The organism is Stenotrophomonas sp. YAU14A_MKIMI4_1 (assembly GCF_003086855.1).
Lineage (GTDB): Bacteria > Pseudomonadota > Gammaproteobacteria > Xanthomonadales > Xanthomonadaceae > Stenotrophomonas.
On sequence record NZ_CP025998.1, the window covers coordinates 1,686,465 to 1,704,970 of the forward strand.

Here is an 18,506-nt window from a genome sequence, read left to right on the forward strand (position 1 = left end):
TTACGGGGCCAGGGACGGAATCGGCGCGTGAAGAATGTGATGCGCAAGGCAGAACGCCGTTTTTGCGCAGTTTCCGCGCTTGCGATGTGCCATGGCGCACGCCTAGCTTGGCCCCCGATGGCCGCATTCGAAGAGGGACGTGGATGACGATTCGAGTCTACCTGGTGGATGACCACGCGCTGGTCCGCACCGGGATGAAAATGATCCTGTCGGGGGAACCCGACATCGAGGTCGTGGGCGAAGCCGAGACCGGCGAGGACGCCCTGCGTGAGGTCCGCCAGCTGCTGCCGGACGTGGTGCTGTGCGATCTGCACCTGCCCGGTGTCAGCGGCATGGAGGTGACCGAGCGCATCGTGCGCAGCCATCGCGCCACGCGCGTAGTGATCGTATCGGTGCTGGAAGATGGGCCGCTGCCCAAGCGCCTGCTCGAGGCCGGCGCGGCCGGTTACATCGGCAAGGGCTGCGATGCGCAGGAACTGCTGCGCGCGGTGCGCGACGTGGCCGGCGGTCGCCGCTACCTGGGCACCAGCATCGCGCAGAACCTGGCGCTGTCCACGGTGGAAGGCAACGCCTCGCCGTTCGATACGCTGTCACCGCGTGAACTGGAAGTGGCCCTGCTGCTGACCCAGGGCCTGCGCCAGGAAGACATCGCCCGGCGCCTGAGCCTGAGCGCGAAGACGGTCAATACGCACAAGGCGCGCCTGTTCGAGAAGATGGGTATCCACGACAACATCGCGCTGGCGCGCATGGCCAGCCAGTACGGGCTGGTGGATCCGGCGCGGCCGCTGTAAGAATTCCAGCCAACGGCGCAGCCCCTCGCGGTGGTGGTGCGGTTGGATTCTGGAGGGTGGCCCTGCGGAGGGATTGCGCAGGGGACGCCGTGAATCCATCCCTGGAGGCTCGGTCGCGCCATCCATGGCGCTCACGCCCCTGCGCAATCCCTCCGCAGGGCCACGGATAGTTTCCGTGCGCCGCCACCGCGGAATGAAGAAGGAGGAGCGGGAGCGGGTCGCGCGCGTTGCGCGCTCGTGGCCTGGGGCCAGCGGACCCCGGGGTCGGATCCCTTTCCCGGCGGGAAAGGGCTCTGACCCCGTAGTTCTTCAGTGGCCGCGGACGCGCTTGACGATCTTCGCCGCCTGGGCGGCGCTTTCGCGCACCTTGTCCCACTGGCCATCGGCGATCCAGTTGCCCGGCACCATCCACGAACCACCGATGCAGACCACGTTCTTCTGCTCCAGGTATTCGGCGGCGGTGTTTTCGGTGATGCCACCGGTGGGGCACAGCTTCAGGTCAGCCACCGGCCCAGCCAGGCCCTTGATCATCGCCAGCCCACCCACGGCCGTGGCCGGGAACAGCTTGCAGACGCGGAAGCCGCGCGCGTAGAGGGACAGCAGCTCGGTGGGCGTGGCCGCACCCGGCACCACCGGCAGCGGCGCCGCCGCCAGCGCATCGGCCAGCACCGGCGGCGTACCCGGAGTGACCAGGAAATCAGCCCCGGCATCGATGGCCTGCTGCATTTGCTCAACGGTCAGCACCGTACCGGCACCCACCACCACATCGGGCAGCTCGCGCTTGAGCATGGCCAGCGCTTCCATCGCCACCGGCGTACGCAGGGTCAACTCGATGGCCGGCAGACCGCCCTCCAGCAGCGCCGCACTGACCGCCCGCGCCTGCTCCAGCGTATGAATCGTCACCACCGGCAGAATACCCGCCGCCCGCAGCATCTCCGCCGCCTTAACCTGATGTTGCTCGATACCCATAGCTCTGCTTCCGCCTTTGCTTTCGCTCTTGTTGTGCTTTCAATGATCACTTCGCGGCGCGGAGGCGCCAGCAAACTGTCCGGAGGCGGCGGGTAGCCCCCACCAGGACCGCAGGCGCCATGGATGGCGCCTACGAGCCCCCATGGATGGGTTCACGGCGTGTCCTGGTGGGGGCTACCCGCCGCCTCAACCAGGACACTGACCGCCAACGCGAACCCGCAGCGCTCTTTCAAAAACTCAGGCGTCCTTCGCCTCATGCGGCGCCGCCGCCGCAGCTGCATCGTGCCCCAGCTCGTACTCCGCGTCGTAATCCCACGGCCCACCATCGGCCGCCGCCGGCCCGCACGAAATCGAAATCGCGCCCTGGTCCGCAGGCCCGACCACCCGACGATTGATCGCAAACAGATTGCGGCCCATGTCGTTGGCCGCCGGCGCCGTATTGGGCGCCAGCGTACGCGCCGCCCATTCGGCCGCATCCACCAGCACTTCCAGCGTGCCGGCCTCACCGTCCAGACGGATCATGTCGCCCTCGCGCACCTTGCCCAGCGGACCGCCGCGTGCCGCTTCCGGCGTCACGTGGATGGCCGCCGGAATCTTGCCCGACGCACCCGACAGACGACCATCGGTGACCAGCGCCACGCGCCGGCCCTGGTTCTGCAGCAGGCCCAGCAACGGCGCCAGCGAATGCAGTTCCGGCATGCCGTTCGCGCGCGGACCCTGGTAACGCACCACCGCCACGAAATCCTGCGGCAGCATGCCCGCAGCGTGCAGCTTGTTCAGCACCTGCGGCGCATCGACCACCACGGCCGGCGCCTCGATGGTGCGGTACTGTGGCTTCACCGCCGACAGCTTGATCAGCGACTTGCCCAGGTTGCCGCGCAGCAGGCGCAGGCCGCCCTGGCTCTCGAACGGATTGTCCACGCCGCGCACCACATCGTCGTCGGCGCTGCGTTCCAGCCCCGGCAGGTAGACCAGCTGGCCATCGCGCAGCTGCGGTTCGCGCGCGTAGTCGGCCATGCCGCCGCGCGCCACGCTGACCAGATCGCCGTGCATCAGCCCGGCCTTGATCAGTTCACCGAACACGAAGGCCGGGCCACCGGCGGCGGCGAAGCGGTTCACGTCGGCTTCGCCGTTCGGATAGACGCGTGCCAGCAGCGGAATCAGCTGCGACAGCTCGTCGAAATCGTCCCAGGTCAGCACGATGCCGGCCGCGCGGGCCACGGCGATCCAGTGGATGGTGTGGTTGGTCGAACCGCCGGTGGCCATCAGTGCGATGACCGCATTGATGATGGCGCGCTCGTCGATGATGCGGCCCAGCGGACGGAAATCGTCGCCCAGCGCGGTGATGTCCAGTGCGCGCTCGGTGGCTTCGCGGGTCAGCGCATCGCGCAGCGGCGTGCCGGGGTTCACGAACGACGCGCCCGGCAGCTGCACGCCCATCGCTTCCAGCAGCACCTGGTTGGAATTGGCGGTGCCGTAGAACGTGCAGGTGCCAGCGCCGTGGTACGACGCCGATTCGGCTTCCAGCAGCTCCTCGCGGGTGGCTTCGCCGGCGGCGTAGCGCTCGCGCACTTCGGCCTTCTGCTTGTTCGGAATGCCCGGGGTCATCGGGCCGGCCGGCACGAACACCGCCGGCAGGTGGCCGAAGGCCAGCGCGCCGATCAGCAGGCCGGGCACGATCTTGTCGCACACGCCAAGGTAGACGGTGGTGTCGAACATGTCGTGGCTCAGGCCGATCGCGGTCGCCTGGGCGATCACATCGCGCGAGAACAGCGACAGTTCCATGCCACCACGGCCCTGGGTGACGCCGTCACACATGGCCGGCACGGCACCGGCCACCTGCGCGGTCGCGCCCAGTTCGCGGGCGATCTGGCGGATCTGCTCGGGGTAGGTCTCGAACGGCTGGTGCGCCGACAACATGTCGTTGTAGGCGGTGATGATGCCCAGGTTGGCGGTGACGCCGCCGCGCAGGCGGCTCTTGTCCGTGCCGCCACAGGCGGCGAAGCCGTGGGCGAGGTTGCCGCAGCTCAGGCGGCTGCGGAACGGGCCGTCACGCAGCGAGGCGTCGATCGCGGCCAGATAGGCGGCGCGGGACGCGGCGCTGCGGCGGATGACGCGCTCGGTGATGGCTTGCAGTTGCGGATGGAGGCTCATTGGCTACCGGCATTCAAGGTGGCGAGTGACAGGCGGCACCGCGGTGCCGCCGCCGACATCAATCAGCCCAGTGGACGCGCAGGCGCGCGCCGTCCAGGTTGATCGCAGAAAGGATCGGGTACAGCTGCGGGTCGTTGCTGTCCAGGGCCTGACGCAGTACCTGCAGCTTCTGCTTGCCGCGCAGCAGCAGCAGGCGCTGGCGGCACTGGCCCAGCCCGCGCGGGGTCAGGGTGATGCGCAGCGGCCACTGGTTCGAGCCCGGGCAGCCGGTCGCGTCCAGTGCCGCGTAGGGCAGGGTGCTTTCCAGCGCGCGGGTCAGGTCCTTCGAACCCGGGAACAGCGACGCGGTATGGCCGTCGTTGCCCATGCCCAGGGCCACCACGCTCGGCGCCTGGCTGTGCTGGGCCTGCAGGTTGGCGGTGTACACGCATTCGGGCAGCGGCTTGCCCACCCGCACCAGCGGGTCGAAGTGCGCGCCTTCGGCACGCTTGAGCAGGTGCTCGCGCACCAGCCAGGCATTGCTGTCGCGATCCTGCGGCGACAGCCAGCGCTCGTCGGCCAGGCTCACTTCCACCCGGTCCCAATGCACGTCCAGTTCGGCCAGCGCCTGGTACACCGGCGCCGGGGTGGTGCCGCCGGACAGCAGGATGCGGGCACGGCCCACGTCGTTGATGTCATGGTTGATGGCCTGGGCCATCTCGGCGGCCACCGCTTCGATCCAGGCATCGGCGTCGCCGTGCTGTACGAAATCGATGCGGTCGTCGTGGAAGATCGGGCTCATGCAGCAACTCCAGGGGCATCGCGTTCGGCGTCGGCGGCGTAGGCGGCAGCGCCCAGCAGGCCGGGGCAGGGGTGCATGATCGCCAGCGACGGCACCCGGCCCATGATGGAAGAGAACCGGCCCTTGTGTTCGAAGCGCTGGCGGAAACCGGAATGCTGCAGCGAATCGAGCATCTTCGGCACCAGGCCGCCGGTCAGGAACACGCCGTCCCAGGCGCCCTGCACCAGCACCAGGTCGCCGGCGATGGCGCCGAACACCGCGCAGAACACATCCACGGTGCGCATCGCCTGCGGGTCGCCCAGGGCGGCGCGCGCGGTCACATCGGCCGGTTGCAGCTGGCCCGGATCGAAGCCGGCCATTTCGCACACGGCGCGATGGATGTTGACCAGGCCCGGGCCGCAGATCAGGCGCTCGTTGGAAACGCGGCCGAACTGTTCGGACAGGATCTCCAGGATGCGGATTTCTTCCGGCGTGCCCGGCGGGAAGCTGACATGGCCGCCTTCGGTTTCCAGCGGGTAGCTGCGGCCGTGGCGCACCAGCAGGCCGCCCACGCCCAGCCCCGTGCCCGGGCCGATGACACCGTAGTTGCGCGGCTGGCCCGGTGCGGCCGGGGTCCATTGCGCGCCGCCGATCTGCACCACGTCATGCGGCTGCAGCAGCGCTACGGCCATGGCCTGCGCGGCGAAATCGTTGATCAGGTGCAGTTCGTCGAAGCCGAGCATGGCCGCGGTGCGGCTGCGCGAGATCACCCACGGGTGGTTGGTGATGCGGGCTTCGTCGCCGTCCACGCGGCCGGCCACGGCGAACACGCCGCGGCGGGCGCTGGCGCCGGCCTGTTCCAGGTAATGGCGCGCGGCATCGCCCAGCGACGGGAACTCGGCCACCGCGTATTCGCGGATGCTGTCCTTCAGCAGCGGCGCGTCCTGCGAGGTGTCGGCCAGGGCGAAGCGGGCGTTGGTGCCGCCGATATCGGCCACCAGCACCGGCTGGCTGGGGGCACTCATGCCGACGCTCCGCTGTCGGGAGCATCCACGCCCTGCGGCAGGAACCCGGTTGCGCTGCTCGGGCCCCACTGGCCGGCCGGGTAGGGTTCCAGCGGCAGCTTGGCGTCCTTCCAGGCGTCGGCCACGCTGTCGATCCAGGCCCAGGCGGCGCGTACTTCGTCATCGCGCACGAACAGGGTGTGGTTGCCATTGAAGGCATCCAGGAACAGGCGTTCGTAGGCGATGCGACGGTGCAGGCCGGTCGGCACCGACAGTTCCAGTTCCAGCGGATGCAGTTCCAGCGCGCCCCATTCCGGGCCGGCCAGGCTGCTCATCAGGCCCAGTTCGATGTTTTCCTGCGGCTGCAGCTGGAACACCAGGCGGTTCGGCGCGGCCTGCGCACGCTGCGGGCGCTCGAACAGCCAATGGGTGACCGGCTTCAGCGTGACCACCACGCGGGTGGTGCGCTCGGGCAGGCGCTTGCCGGTAACCAAGTGGAAGGGCACGCCGCTCCAGCGCCAGTTGTCGATGTGCGCGGTGACACCGGCGAAGGTTTCCACGTCGCTGCCTTCCGGTGGCTGGTAGGCCTGGGCCGGCTGGCCGTTGATGCTGCCGGCGGTGTAGCGGCCGCGGATGCTGTCACGCGCGGCGTGCTTGGCATCCAGCGGGCGCAGGGCGCGCAGCACCTTCACCTTTTCGTCGCGGATGCGGTCGGCTTCCAGCGAAGCCGGCGGTTCCATCGCCACCATGCACAGCAGCTGCAGGATGTGGCTCTGCACCATGTCACGCAGCGCGCCGGAGCGGGCGTAGTAGGCGTCGCGGCCGTCCACGCCTTCGCTTTCGGCCACCAGGATGTGCACCGATTCGATGTAGTTGCGGTTCCACACGGCTTCCAGCAGCGTGTTGCCGAAGCGCAGGGCGATCAGGTTCTGCACCGCGGCCTTGCCCAGGTAGTGGTCCAGGCGGAACACGCGGTCTTCGTCGATCCACTGGCCGATGGTGCTGATGATCTCCTCGGCGCTTTCACTGTCGCTGCCGATCGGCTTTTCCAGCATCAGGCGTGCCGGCGATGCCAGTGCGCCGCCCTTGGCCAGGCCTTCGCAGGTGGAGATGTACAGGCCCGGCGGAATGGCCAGGTAGCTCACGCAGCGGCGGTGCACCAGGTCGGACACGGCGGCAGCCACCGAGTCCACGTCGCGCAGGTCCACCGAGCGGTAGTCGATGCGGCGCAGCAGGCCGGCGATGTCGTCCTGGCTGGCCATCGGCATGGCCTGCTGCAGGCGCGGGCGCAGGATGTCATGGAAGGCTTCGGTGTCGTGGCCGGACAGGGCCAGCGCACGGATGCGGAAATCCTCCGGCAGCAGGCCGTCGCCGAGCAGGCGCAGCAGCGAAGGGAACAGGTAGCGCTGGGCCAGATCACCTGTGGCACCAAACAGGAAGAGGGTGTCGTGCATCGCTCGAGTTTCAGATCCGGGTGACATCGTTGTCAATCGCTTCATGGCTGGGTTCAGGGGACATCCGCGCTACTGTCTGTCCGAGGTTCGCTGGCGGCGGTGTTCCGGGCGTCCGGGCAACCGTTCCATTCGAAACCACCGCAACGGCCCGCTTTCGGTTGGCCGCTGTTGCAGGTCGGTGCGCGCCGACCATCGGATAGTGCCACGTGAAAACGTTTACATGGCAGAATGGGCAACTGTATTCGATTGCAGTGCTCGCCGTCATGCGGCGACCGCGCAATCATCACTGCCATCGGGAGGGCCGAAGGCAGTCCCCAATGACAGCCCGGCACCGGGCGGACTGGATAGAGTGATATGGCAAAAGTGCAGTTGCAGGGTGTGCGCAAGGTCTACGACAACGGCCAGGTCGCAGTGAAGGACGCCACGTTCGAGGTGGCCGACGGCGAGCTGATGGTGCTGGTCGGGCCGTCCGGCTGCGGCAAGTCGACGCTGCTGCGGATGGTGGCGGGCCTGGAGGAAATCAGCGGCGGCACGCTCACCATTGGTGACCGGGTGGTCAATGACGTGGCGCCGAAGGATCGCGACATCGCGATGGTGTTCCAGAGCTACGCGCTGTACCCGCACATGACCGTGGCCGAGAACTTGGCCTTTGGCCTGAAGCTGCGCGGCCACGACAAGGCGACCATCGACAAGCGCATCGCCGAGGCGGCGCAGACGCTGGGCCTGACCGAGATGATGGACAAGCTGCCCAAGGCGATGTCCGGTGGCCAGCGCCAGCGAGTGGCCCTGGGCCGTGCACTGGTGCGCGAGCCGGCGGTGTTCCTGCTGGACGAACCGCTGTCCAACCTGGACGCCAAGCTGCGCCACAGCGTACGTACCGAAATCGCGCAGCTGCATCGCAAGCTGGGCACCACCATGATCTACGTGACCCACGACCAGGTGGAAGCGATGACCCTGGGCCAGCGCATCGTGGTGCTCAAGGACGGCATCATCCAGCAGATCGACACGCCGATGGCGCTGTACGACCGCCCGGCCAACCTGTTCGTGGCCGGCTTCCTGGGCAGCCCGGCGATGAACGTACTGCGCGGCACGCTGCAGGGCGATGCCGGTGGCGTAAGCGTGGTGGACGGTGCGTGGCGCGCCCCGCTGGGCCAGGCCACCATCGACCCGGCGTGGCTGCAGAAGTCGATCGCCGTGGGCGTGCGTCCGGAGCATCTGCAGCCGGCAGCCGCCGATGATGCGCATGCCTTCACCGCGCGCATCGAGGGCATCGAGCCGGTTGGCAACGAGATCTTCGTGAACCTGAGCAGTGGCCAGCATGCGCTGACCATGCGCGTGGCGCCGCAGGCACTGCCGGCGGTGGGCGAGGAGATCCGCGTGGCGATCCACCCGCAGGGGCTGCACTTCTTCAGCGCAGAAACCGGCGAACGCCTGTAAGGATGTTTGGTCGGCGTGCGGACCAAGGTCCGCACCTACCAGAGCAGGGCCCGGTAGATCCACGCCATGCGTGGATGAAGCGAGGCCCCCGTAGATCCACGCCATGCGTGGATGAAGCGGGGCGCCGTAGATCCACGCCATGCGTGGATGAAGCGGGGCGCCGTAGATCCACGCCATGCGTGGATGAAGCGGGCCGCCGTAGATCCACGCCATGCGTGGATGAAGCAGGGCCCCAGTAGATCCACGCCATGCGTGGATGAAGCAGGGCCCCAGTAGATCCACGCCATGCGTGGATGAAGCAGGGCCCCAATAGATCCACGCCATGCGTGGATGAAGCGGGCCGCCGTAGATCCACGCCATGCGTGGATGAAGCGGGCCCCGTAGATCCACGCCATGCGTGGATGGGATGCCAGCAGAAGCAGTGCGGACCAAGGTCCGCACCCACCAGTTCAGGTCCGCACCCACCAGTTCAGGTCCGCACCCACCAGTTCAGGTCCGCACCCACCAGTTCAGGTCCGCACCCACCAGTTCAGGTCCGCACCCGCGACTGGGCTCAGCGCGCCAGGCCGTCCAGCAGCGGCACGCGCTGCGCGGCCACGCCGCCGACCTGCAGTTCACCGTCGCTGGCTTCCAGTGGCAGCACCGCCAGCGCCAGGTCCGCGGCCACGCTGGCCAGGGTGCCCAGCGCCGCGCCGTCCTGCTGCACCGTGTCACCGGCCTGCGCCGCTGCGGCGGTGTGCAGCAGCTGCACCGCACGCTTGGCCTTGCCCAGGAAATGGGTGCGGGCCACGATTTCCTGGCCCGGGTAGCAGCCCTTCTTCACGCTGTACCCGTTCAGGCGGTCCAGCCCCAGTTGCTGCGGCGTCCACACCTCGCGCTGGCTGGCATCCAGGCGCGGCAGGCCGAAGCGCAGATCGGCCTGGCGCCAGGCCAGGGCGAAGGTGTCCGCGGCGGCGTCGGCTTCCGTGGCCGCTGCGTCGGGCGCGCCGATGCGCAGGGTGCGCGGCAGCGCATCACTGCCCAGGTCAAGTTCCCAGTCCGCGCCTTCAGCCAGGGCAATCGCCGCGCCGCTGGCGGCCTCGGGCGCAGTGAAGGCGCCGGTCACCGCCAGATCCGCGCGCACCTGCACCTTCACCTTGCGCCGGAACACGAAGCGTTGCAGTTGCGACGCAATCGCATCGGCGTCGCCGTCGGCCAGCACCAGCATTATGTGATCTTCGGCCAGCCGCAGTAGCTGGAACACCGCCAGGGTGCGGCCTTTGGCGCTCAGCCAGGCGCTCCATTGCCAGTGCAGCAGGGGCAGGGCGGTCACGTCGCTGCTGAACTGGGCGTGGGCGAACGCGGCCGCATCGGCACCCTGCAGGCTCACCAGCTGGTGGCCCGGAAGGTGCGGATATGCGACGAAAGCAGGGGGCAGGTTGTCAGGCACGTGAACGAGGTCTAAAATTTGTGCGTTGCGAGACCGAACATGATAGGCCAAACAACCCCCACTCCCGACGCCGAAACTGAAGCCCCGCTGGTCCCCGCGGCACCTGTGCCTGTGGAACCGGAAAAGGTGGAAGAGGAATTCGGTGGCCGCGGCGGACTTGATCCGGTGCGGTACGGCGATTGGGAGAAAAACGGACGCTGCATCGATTTCTGATCAGCATTGAGCCAACGCGGCCGCGTGCCGCCCAGCCGAGACAACGAGCCCAGCGAATGGCGACCAGACAACGCCCACTTTCCCCGCACCTTCAGGTGTATCGCTGGCAGATTCAGATGGCCACCTCGATCCTGCATCGAGCCACTGGCGTCTTTCTGTCTGTTGGTGCCCTCATCATCGCCGCGGGCCTGCTGGCCCTGATGATGGGGCCCGAATCCTGGAACTGCTACACCGGCCATGCCGGGGCCTGGTATGGCCGCGTGTTCCTGTTCGCGTGGACATGGTCGTTCGCCTACCACCTGTGCAATGGCATCCGCCACATCGTGCAGGACTTCGCCATCGGTTTCAGCATTCCCGCCTTCGTGCGCAGCAGCTGGATCTCGGTCTTCGGCAGCCTGGTGATCACCGCGCTGGTGTGGGCCTACGTGCTTCTGGGAGGTGCCGCATGAACAAGCCGAACAAGTTCCGTACCCCGCTGAAGACCGTGCGCGGCCTCGGCTCGGCCAAGACCGGTACCGAACACTTCGTGCACCAGCGCCTGACCGCCGCCGCCCTGGTGGTGCTGGGCGTGTGGTTCCTGGTGTTCGTGGTGCGCCTGGCCGGTGCCGATTACGTGACCGCCACTGCCGCCATCGCCAAGCCGTGGAACGCGGTGCCGCTGATCGGCCTGCTCATCGCCATGTTCTGGCACGCCCAGCTGGGCCTGCAGGTGGTGCTGGAAGATTACATCCACGAATCGCTGCTGGCCCTGGTGCTGCAGACCTTCGTGAAGTTCGTGGCCGTGCTCGGCATGATCGTCAGCGTGTTTGCGGTGGGCCGCATCGCCCTCGGCGTCGCCTGAGCCCAGGCACAAGACAGGAATCCAGATTAGATGTCCGCTTACAAGATTACTGAACACAAGTACGACATGGTCGTGGTGGGCGCCGGCGGCGCCGGCCTGCGCGCCACGTTCGGCCTGGCTGCCAAGGGCCTGCAGACCGTGTGTCTGACCAAGGTGTTCCCGACCCGTTCGCACACCGTCGCCGCGCAGGGTGGTATTTCCGCCGCGCTGGCCAACATGGGCGAAGACGATTGGCGCTACCACTTCTTCGACACCATCAAGGGGTCGGACTGGCTGGGCGACCAGGACGCCATCGAGTACATGTGCCGCGAGGCCATTCCGGCCATCATCGAGCTGGAACACTACGGCGTGCCGTTCAGCCGTACCGCCGAAGGCAAGATCTACCAGCGTCCGTTCGGTGGCATGACCACCAAGTACGGTGAAGGCCCGGCGGCGCAGCGTACCTGCGCGGCGGCCGACCGTACCGGCCACGCCATGCTGCACACCCTGTACCAGCAGTCGCTGAAGCACGATGCACGCTTCATGATCGAGTACTTCGCACTCGACCTGATCTTCGATGACGAAGGCGTGTGCCGTGGCGTGCTGGCCCTGGACATGTCCGACGGCACGCTGCACCTGTTCCGCGCCCAGGGCGTGGTACTGGCCACCGGCGGCTACGGCCGTGCGTACTTCAGCGCCACCTCGGCGCACACCTGCACCGGCGACGGTGGCGGCCTGGCCATGCGCGCCGGCATCGCCATGCAGGACATGGAGTTCGTGCAGTTCCACCCGACCGGCATCTACGGCGCCGGCTGCCTGATCACCGAGGGTGTCCGCGGTGAAGGCGGCATCCTGCGCAACAGCTCGGGCGAGCGCTTCATGGAACGCTACGCACCGCACTACAAGGATCTGGCCTCGCGCGACGTGGTCAGCCGTTCGATGACCATCGAAATCCGCGAAGGCCGCGGCGTCGGCGAGCACAAGGATCACATCCTGCTCGACCTGACCCACCTGGGCCCGGGCGTGATCGACGAGAAGCTGCCGGGTATCGCCGAAAGCGCCCGCATCTTCGCCGGCGTGGACGTGCACAAGCAGCCGATCCCGGTCATTCCGACCGTGCACTACAACATGGGCGGCATTCCGACCAACTTCCACGGTGAAGTGGTGCGCAAGGTCGGCGACAACCCCGATTCGGTGGTGCCGGGCCTGTACGCGATCGGCGAAGCCGCCTGCGTGTCGGTGCACGGTGCCAACCGCCTGGGCTCGAACTCGCTGCTGGATCTGGTGGTGTTCGGTCGCGCCGTGGCCAACCGCTGCGCCGAGACCATCAAGCCGGGCGCTGCGCACAAGCCGCTGCCGGCCGATGCCTGCGACAAGGCACTGGGCCTGCTGGACAAGCTGCGCCACGCCAATGGTGATACGCCGACCTCGGTCATCCGTGACCGCATGCAGCGCACCATGCAGGCCGACGCTGCGGTGTTCCGCACCAGCGAAAGCCTGAAGGAAGGCTGCGAGAAGATGGCCAAGGTGTTCGATTCGTTCCAGGACGTGAAGGTTTCCGACCGTTCGCTGGTCTGGAACTCGGACCTGATCGAGACGTACGAACTGAACAACCTGCTGCTGAACGCGGTGGCGACTATCAATTCGGCCGAACAGCGCAAGGAAAGCCGCGGCGCGCATGCGCACGAGGACTATCCCGATCGCGACGACGTCAATTGGCAGAAGCACACCCTGGTCAGCGTGGACGAGAAGGGCAAGTGCAGCTTCGATTACCGCCCGGTGCACATGTACACGTTGACCGACGACGTGTCCGTGGTGCCGCCGAAGCCGCGCGTGTACTGATCCGACCCCGCCTACCATGCAATCCGCGCCCACGGGCGCGGGCCGCCTGAGCCAACGAGAGCAGCCATGGCCGAGTTTTCACTCCCCAAGAATTCCAAGATCACGAAGGGCCAGCACTTCCCCGCCAAGACCGGTGGCAAGAACGTGCGCACCTTCAAGATCTACCGCTGGAGTCCGGACGACGACAGCAATCCGCGCACCGACACCTATGAGATCGATCTGGACGCCTGCGGCCCGATGGTCCTGGACGCGCTGATCAAGATCAAGAACGAGATCGACCCGACCCTGACCTTCCGCCGTTCGTGCCGCGAAGGTATCTGCGGTTCGTGCGCGATGAACATCGACGGCACCAATACTCTGGCCTGCACCCGCGCCATCGCGGACTGCGGCAAGAAGGAAGTGCCGATCTACCCGCTGCCGCACATGAACGTGGTCAAGGATCTGGTTCCGGATCTGACCCACTTCTACGCGCAGTACGCCTCGATCAAGCCGTGGATCCGTACCCAGACCCCGGCACCGCCGGACCGTGAGCGCCTGCAGTCGCCGGAAGACCGCAAGAAGCTGGACGGCCTGTACGAGTGCATCCTGTGCGCCTGCTGCTCGACCAGCTGCCCCAGCTACTGGTGGAACGGTGAGCGTTACCTGGGCCCGGCGATCCTGCTGCAGGCCTACCGCTGGATCATCGACTCGCGCGATGAAGACACCGGTGCGCGCCTGGACGATCTGGAAGATCCGTTCAAGCTGTACCGCTGCCACACCATCATGAACTGCGCCCGCACCTGCCCGAAGGGCCTGAACCCGGCGCTGGCGATTGCCGAGATCAAGAAGCTGATGATGGAACGCCGCGCCTGATACAGGCTGGCGGTACCCGGTAGAGCCACGCCATGCGTGGCTGTACCCCCCAGTAGAGCCACGCCATGCGTGGCTTTGCTGTATCTGGAGAAACACGATGGAAGAAGACGTCCTGCTGAAGAAGCTGCGCTGGCGCTGCCGCCGCGGCATGCGCGAACTGGACCAGCTGTTCGAGCGCTACCTGGACCGCGAATGGGGCACTGCGCCGACCGAAGAGCGCGAGGTTTTCCTGTTCCTGCTCGAGTGCGAGGACGATAAGTTGTGGCGCTGGTTCATGGGCTACGAGGCCTGCCCGCATGCCCACGCCATTCCGCTCATGCAGAAGATCCTCGCCCTCAAGGCTTGAGTGGCGCCCCTCGCGCCTGCAGGCCGCAGCGCAGCTGGCGGTGCTGATCGCCGCCCCTTGGCTGCTGCAGGCGTCGGCGCTGCCGCCGGTGCTGTACTGGCCGGTGCTGGCATCGGTATGGACGGTGGGCCTGGCTGAACTGTTCTGGCGCCTGTACCGGCCGCGGCGCGTGCTGCTGCTGCCTTCGCTGCCGGCGCCGTTGCAGGTGGCCGGGCAGGATATCGACAGCCCGCGGCTGCTGTCCCGCGGCCCCTGGTTGCTGCTGCGCTGGCGGCAGCAGGGCCGGCGCCGGCACCTGCTGTTCTGGCCGGATGTGCTGGATCGCGCACAGCGACGTGAACTGCGACTGGCCGTGGCAGCACGAGCGGTTTCCCGTCGGCCCCGGTCGGTGGCACCATAAGCTGAATTGACCGGCGTGCCTGCATGTTCAAACCCATCCCCGTGGCAATCGGCCTGCGCTACCTGCGCGCCAAGCGCCGCAACGGCTTCATCTCCTTCATCTCGATGGCATCGATCCTGGGCATTGCGCTCGGCGTTACGGTGCTGATCACCACCCTGGCGGTCATGAGCGGTTTCCAGAAGGAAATCCGCAGCCGCCTGCTGCAGATGACCGCCCACACCACCATCAGCCGTGACGGCGAACCGATGCCGGACTGGATGCGGGTGGTGGACGTGGCCAGCAAGGACCCGCGCGTGGCCGGCGCCGCGCCGTACATCGAGATCCAGTCGATGATCAGCGGCCCGCGCGTGCAGGGTGCCATCGTGCAGGGCATCGACCCGGCGCTGGAACCGAAGGTGTCGGTGATCGACCAGAAGGTGGTCAAGGGCAGCTACGACAGCCTCAAGCCGGGCAGCTTCAACCTGCTGCTGGGCAAGGAGCTGGCGATCTGGCTGGGCGTGGACGTGGGCGACCAGGTGCTGGTCACCTTCGCCGAAGTGCAGGGCACGCCCGCCGGTGCGGTGCCGCGCATGAAACGCTTCACGGTCAGCGGCATCTTCGAGGCCGGCTACAACGAAGTGGACCGCGGCGTCGGCTTTGCCAACATGCAGGATCTGCAGCGCGTGTTGCGCAGTGACGGCGCCACCGGCGTGCGCCTGAAGCTGCACGACATGGACCGTTCGCTGGAAGTGGGCGTGGACCTGGCGCAGAACCTGGGCGGGGCGTACCGGGTCAGCGACTGGACCCAGCAGAACGCGAATCTGTACCACTCGCTGCGCATGGAAAAAGTGGTGATGGGCATCCTGCTCTCGCTGATCATCGCCATGGGCGCGTTCAACCTGGTGTCCTCGCAGGTGATGCTGGTGACCGACAAGCAGGCCGACATCGCCATCCTGCGCACGCTCGGCCTGACCCCGGGCGGGGTGATGCAGGTGTTCATGGTGCAGGGCTCGCTGATCGGCATCTTCGGCACCCTGGCCGGCCTGATCGGCGGCATCACCCTGACCCTGAACCTGGAGCGCATCCTGGGCGCGATCGAATCGGTGTTCAACGTGAAGCTGCTGCCGGAAGACGTGTACTACATCACCGGCCTGCCCACCGACATGCAGACCGGCGACATCGTGGCGATCACCCTGATCGCGCTGCTGATGAGTTTCCTGGCCACCCTGTACCCCGCCTGGCGGGCCGCACGCACCCAGCCGGCCGAGGCCCTGCGCTATGAATAAGATCGTCAACCGCGGCGATGAAGTGATCCGTGCCGAGGCCCTGGGCAAGACCTACGCCGAAGGCCGCATGCAGACCCCGGTGTTCGATGGCCTGGACCTGCGGGTGAACGCCGGCGAGACCGTGGCGATCATCGGTGCTTCCGGCGCCGGCAAGAGCACCCTGCTGCACCTGCTGGGCGGGCTGGACGTGCCCAGTGCCGGCGAGGTGTACGTGACCGGCCAGCGCATGTCGGCGCTGTCGGACACCGCCCGTGGCCTGCTGCGCAACCAGGCGCTGGGCTTCGTCTACCAGTTCCACCACCTGCTTCCCGAATTCACTGCGCTGGAAAACGTGATGATGCCGGTGATGCTGGCCGGTTCCGCCGTGGCCGAAGCAAGCTCGCGCGCCACCACGCTGCTGGAGGCCGTTGGCCTGGGCCATCGCCTGGACCACAAACCGGGCGAGCTGTCCGGTGGCGAGCGCCAGCGTGCGGCCGTGGCCCGCGCGCTGGTGAACCACCCGGCGTGTGTGCTGGGTGACGAACCGACCGGCAATCTGGATGACCGCACGGCGGCGACGGTGTTCGAGCTGATGCTGGAACTGAACCGTGCGCGCCATACCAGCCTGGTGCTGGTGACCCACGACCGCAGCCTGGCCCGGCGCCTGGACCGGGTGCTGGAGCTGCGCGAAGGGCGGCTGCACGCGCTGGCGCACGCCGAGGTTTGAGCGGTGTCTGGGTGTGCCCACCAAGGTGGGCACCTACCGGGCATCGCGCGGGAGGGGCTCGCCGACCAGCGGCTGAATCTGGCGGTCGATCGTCGCGCCGGTGTTGCCCGGCGGGGCGCATGATGTGCGCACTTCCCCGTGGAGATGCCGATGAAGACCCCGTTGTTGCTGGCTGGGCTGTGCCTGGCCCTGGCTGCCTGTGCCACTACCGGTCGGCTGAGCAGTGCCGAGCGCCTGGATCTCTATCGCGCCCACGCGGGCGCGCCGCAGAAGGACATGCAGTTCTTCGGCACGCTCAATGGCTGGACCGAACTGGGTGACAGTGCGCTGGCGGTCTGGACCAAGCCCAGCGAGGCCTACCTGCTGGAGCTGACCGGGCCCTGCCCGGATCTGTCCTTTGTCCCGGCCATCGGCCTGACCAGCCACATGGGCCGGGTCAGCGCGCCGTTCGACAAGGTGCTGGTGCGCGATCCCACCGGTGGCCCGCGCATGCCCTGCTTCATCAAGACCATCCGCAAGCTGGACGTGAAGGCACTGCGTGCGGAGGAAAAGGAAATGCGCCAGGCGCAGGTGCAGGAGCGCGAAGAACCCGCGAAATAACCGGTAGCGCCGGGCCATGCCCGGCGGAACCCGGCTCAGGCTTCGGGGGTGAACCCGGCCGGCTTTTCGGCGTCCTTTTCGAACAGGAACTTCACCAGTTCCGCCTCCAGCATCGCGCGGTGTTCCGGGTTGCGCGGCGATAGCCGGTTTTCATTGATCAGCATGGTCTGGTGCGCCAGCCATGCCGTCCACGCCGGCTTGCCGATGTGGTTGAACACGCGCTGGCCCAGCTCACCGGGGTAGGGCACGAAGTCCAGGCCCTCGGCATCGCGTTGTTCGTACTGGCAGAAGATGGTTCGGGGCATGGTGGTTACTCGTGGTTGCGGGGTTTCGGGGTCTTTCGTTTCGGCGCCTTGGGGCTGGCGCCATCCAGCAGCTTGCGGATCGGTGCCGGCAGGCCCAGCGCGGGCAGTTCATCGGCGGCGACCCAGCGCAGCGTGGGTTCTTCCACGCGCAGGCCGCGCACCTGACGTGACAATACCTGCAGGTGCAGCCTGTAGTGGCTGAAAGTGTGCTGCAGCAGCGGCAGTTCTTCGGCGTCTTCCAGTGAGCCGTCGACGTGGGCGTCGAACCAGTCCTGCAGCGCGCTGCCGGCGTCGGCCTGCGGAAGGGTCCACAGCTGGGCCCAGATGCCGGTGTCCGGCCGCTTCTGCAGCAGCACGCGCTGGCGCGCATCGCGCAGCAGCAGGGCCACCGCTTCGCGCTCGGGCAGGGTTTTGCTGGGCTTGGCGGTGGGCAGTTCGGCGGTGCGACCCTCGCGTCGGGCCACGCAGTCGTCGTGCAGTGGGCAGATCACGCAGGCAGGTTTGGCCCGGCTGCAGACCGTCGCGCCCAGATCCATCTGCGCCTGGGTGTAATCGGCCATGCGGCCTTCGGGTACGTGGCGGACATGATCCTCGGCCAGCGTCCACAACTGCTTCTCGATGGCCGGCAGGCCGGGGAAGCCTTCAATGCCGTGGTAACGGCTGAGGACGCGCTTGACGTTGCCGTCGAGGATGGCGAACGGGTCGTTCCAGGCCTGGCTGAGGATCGCGCCGGCGGTGCTGCGGCCGATGCCGGGCAGGGCATGCAGCGCATCGAAATCGCGCGGCAGGTCGCCGTCGTGCAGTTCCACGCAGCGCTTGGCCGCGGCATGCAGGTTGCGCGCGCGGGCGTAGTAGCCCAGCCCGGCCCACTGCGCCATCACCGCATCGTTGCTGGCGGCGGCCAGGTCGGGCAGGGTCGGGAAGTGCTGCAGGAAGCGATGGAAGTACGGGATGACCGTGGCCACCTGGGTCTGCTGCAGCATGATTTCCGACAGCCAGACCCGGTACGGGCTGCGCGGATGCTGCCAGGGCAGGTCGTGGCGACCGTGGGCGTCGAACCAGTGCAGCAGGCGGTCGACGAAGCGGTCGTGCTGGGCGGTGTCGGCGCTGGCGTGCGGCTGGCGGGGCATGTGTGTTCCGGGGAGGGCAGCCACGCATG

At 67.5% G+C, this 18,506-nt stretch carries 20 protein-coding genes; 12 read left to right on the top strand and 8 right to left on the bottom strand.

Translation table 11 applies throughout. The features are described from left to right. Window positions 1-143 precede the first annotated feature (143 nt). Window positions 144-791, top strand: coding sequence for a response regulator (locus C1931_RS07810; RefSeq protein WP_108749276.1), 648 nt, complete (start codon window positions 144-146; stop codon window positions 789-791). 309 nt (window positions 792-1,100) lie between these two features. On the opposite strand, the gene C1931_RS07815 is transcribed toward C1931_RS07810, so the two are convergent. From C1931_RS07815 to zwf, 5 genes are all read right to left on the bottom strand, one after another. Then, the gene (locus tag C1931_RS07815) at window positions 1,101-1,760 is read right to left on the bottom strand and encodes a bifunctional 4-hydroxy-2-oxoglutarate aldolase/2-dehydro-3-deoxy-phosphogluconate aldolase (protein WP_108749277.1); all 660 of its coding nucleotides are present in this window, start codon (window positions 1,758-1,760) and stop codon (window positions 1,101-1,103) included. 237 nt (window positions 1,761-1,997) lie between these two features. Further along, window positions 1,998-3,914, bottom strand: coding sequence for a phosphogluconate dehydratase (gene edd, locus C1931_RS07820; RefSeq protein ID WP_108755921.1), 1,917 nt, complete (start codon window positions 3,912-3,914; stop codon window positions 1,998-2,000). 58 nt (window positions 3,915-3,972) lie between these two features. Then, window positions 3,973-4,695 (bottom strand): 6-phosphogluconolactonase, encoded by a 723-nt coding sequence (gene pgl / locus C1931_RS07825; protein WP_108755922.1) that lies wholly within the window; start codon window positions 4,693-4,695, stop codon window positions 3,973-3,975. Further along, window positions 4,692-5,699: a glucokinase gene (gene glk, locus C1931_RS07830; RefSeq protein ID WP_108752780.1), complete on the bottom strand. Its 1,008-nt coding sequence runs from the start codon at window positions 5,697-5,699 to the stop codon at window positions 4,692-4,694. Before glk ends, pgl begins: the two co-directional genes overlap by 4 nt. Continuing rightward, a complete protein-coding gene (gene zwf, locus C1931_RS07835; RefSeq protein WP_108749281.1) occupies window positions 5,696-7,132 on the bottom strand; it encodes a glucose-6-phosphate dehydrogenase in 1,437 nt (478 codons plus the stop codon). Before zwf ends, glk begins: the two co-directional genes overlap by 4 nt. A gap of 354 nt (window positions 7,133-7,486) precedes the next feature. Between zwf and ugpC the strand changes: the two genes are divergently transcribed. Beyond that, window positions 7,487-8,569, top strand: a complete 1,083-nt coding sequence (gene ugpC, locus C1931_RS07840) for a sn-glycerol-3-phosphate ABC transporter ATP-binding protein UgpC (RefSeq protein WP_108755923.1) — start codon at window positions 7,487-7,489, stop codon at window positions 8,567-8,569. A 553-nt stretch (window positions 8,570-9,122) separates the two neighbouring features. Here ugpC and C1931_RS07845 read toward each other — a convergent pair. Beyond that, window positions 9,123-9,998 (bottom strand): folate-binding protein YgfZ, encoded by an 876-nt coding sequence (locus C1931_RS07845; RefSeq protein ID WP_108755924.1) that lies wholly within the window; start codon window positions 9,996-9,998, stop codon window positions 9,123-9,125. Between the two features lie 39 nt (window positions 9,999-10,037). Between C1931_RS07845 and C1931_RS07850 the strand changes: the two genes are divergently transcribed. The 10 genes from C1931_RS07850 (at window position 10,038) to C1931_RS07895 (ending at window position 17,042) form a co-directional block, all read left to right on the top strand. Continuing rightward, a complete protein-coding gene (locus C1931_RS07850) occupies window positions 10,038-10,211 on the top strand; it encodes a DUF1674 domain-containing protein (protein WP_108752784.1) in 174 nt (57 codons plus the stop codon). 56 nt (window positions 10,212-10,267) lie between these two features. Beyond that, window positions 10,268-10,660, top strand: coding sequence for a succinate dehydrogenase, cytochrome b556 subunit (gene sdhC / locus C1931_RS07855; protein ID WP_108755925.1), 393 nt, complete (start codon window positions 10,268-10,270; stop codon window positions 10,658-10,660). Beyond that, the gene (sdhD, locus tag C1931_RS07860; protein WP_108752786.1) at window positions 10,657-11,052 is read left to right on the top strand and encodes a succinate dehydrogenase, hydrophobic membrane anchor protein; all 396 of its coding nucleotides are present in this window, start codon (window positions 10,657-10,659) and stop codon (window positions 11,050-11,052) included. Before sdhC ends, sdhD begins: the two co-directional genes overlap by 4 nt. A gap of 30 nt (window positions 11,053-11,082) precedes the next feature. Then, entirely contained in the window at window positions 11,083-12,873 is a 1,791-nt protein-coding gene (sdhA, locus tag C1931_RS07865) for a succinate dehydrogenase flavoprotein subunit (protein ID WP_108752787.1), read from the top strand. A 66-nt stretch (window positions 12,874-12,939) separates the two neighbouring features. Beyond that, entirely contained in the window at window positions 12,940-13,725 is a 786-nt protein-coding gene (locus tag C1931_RS07870; RefSeq protein ID WP_108752788.1) for a succinate dehydrogenase iron-sulfur subunit, read from the top strand. Window positions 13,726-13,822: 97 nt separating this feature from the next. After that, window positions 13,823-14,071, top strand: coding sequence for a succinate dehydrogenase assembly factor 2 (locus C1931_RS07875; RefSeq protein WP_108752789.1), 249 nt, complete (start codon window positions 13,823-13,825; stop codon window positions 14,069-14,071). After that, window positions 14,022-14,471 (top strand): hypothetical protein, encoded by a 450-nt coding sequence (locus C1931_RS07880; protein WP_108755926.1) that lies wholly within the window; start codon window positions 14,022-14,024, stop codon window positions 14,469-14,471. The genes C1931_RS07875 and C1931_RS07880 overlap by 50 nt, the downstream gene beginning before the upstream one ends. Before the next feature lie 23 nt (window positions 14,472-14,494). Next, window positions 14,495-15,736 (top strand): lipoprotein-releasing ABC transporter permease subunit, encoded by a 1,242-nt coding sequence (locus tag C1931_RS07885; RefSeq protein ID WP_108752791.1) that lies wholly within the window; start codon window positions 14,495-14,497, stop codon window positions 15,734-15,736. Continuing rightward, on the top strand, window positions 15,729-16,442 hold the full coding sequence (gene lolD, locus C1931_RS07890) for a lipoprotein-releasing ABC transporter ATP-binding protein LolD (RefSeq protein WP_108755927.1): 714 nt from the start codon (window positions 15,729-15,731) through the stop codon (window positions 16,440-16,442). Before C1931_RS07885 ends, lolD begins: the two co-directional genes overlap by 8 nt. Before the next feature lie 150 nt (window positions 16,443-16,592). Then, the gene (locus C1931_RS07895) at window positions 16,593-17,042 is read left to right on the top strand and encodes a DUF6491 family protein (protein WP_108757693.1); all 450 of its coding nucleotides are present in this window, start codon (window positions 16,593-16,595) and stop codon (window positions 17,040-17,042) included. A 35-nt stretch (window positions 17,043-17,077) separates the two neighbouring features. Here the strand turns inward: C1931_RS07895 and C1931_RS07900 are convergent, their stop codons facing one another. Together C1931_RS07900 and mutY are read right to left on the bottom strand one after the other, a co-directional pair. Next, window positions 17,078-17,347, bottom strand: a complete 270-nt coding sequence (locus tag C1931_RS07900) for an oxidative damage protection protein (RefSeq protein WP_108755928.1) — start codon at window positions 17,345-17,347, stop codon at window positions 17,078-17,080. A gap of 5 nt (window positions 17,348-17,352) precedes the next feature. Then, a complete protein-coding gene (gene mutY, locus C1931_RS07905) occupies window positions 17,353-18,477 on the bottom strand; it encodes an A/G-specific adenine glycosylase (protein WP_108755929.1) in 1,125 nt (374 codons plus the stop codon). Window positions 18,478-18,506 lie beyond the last annotated feature (29 nt).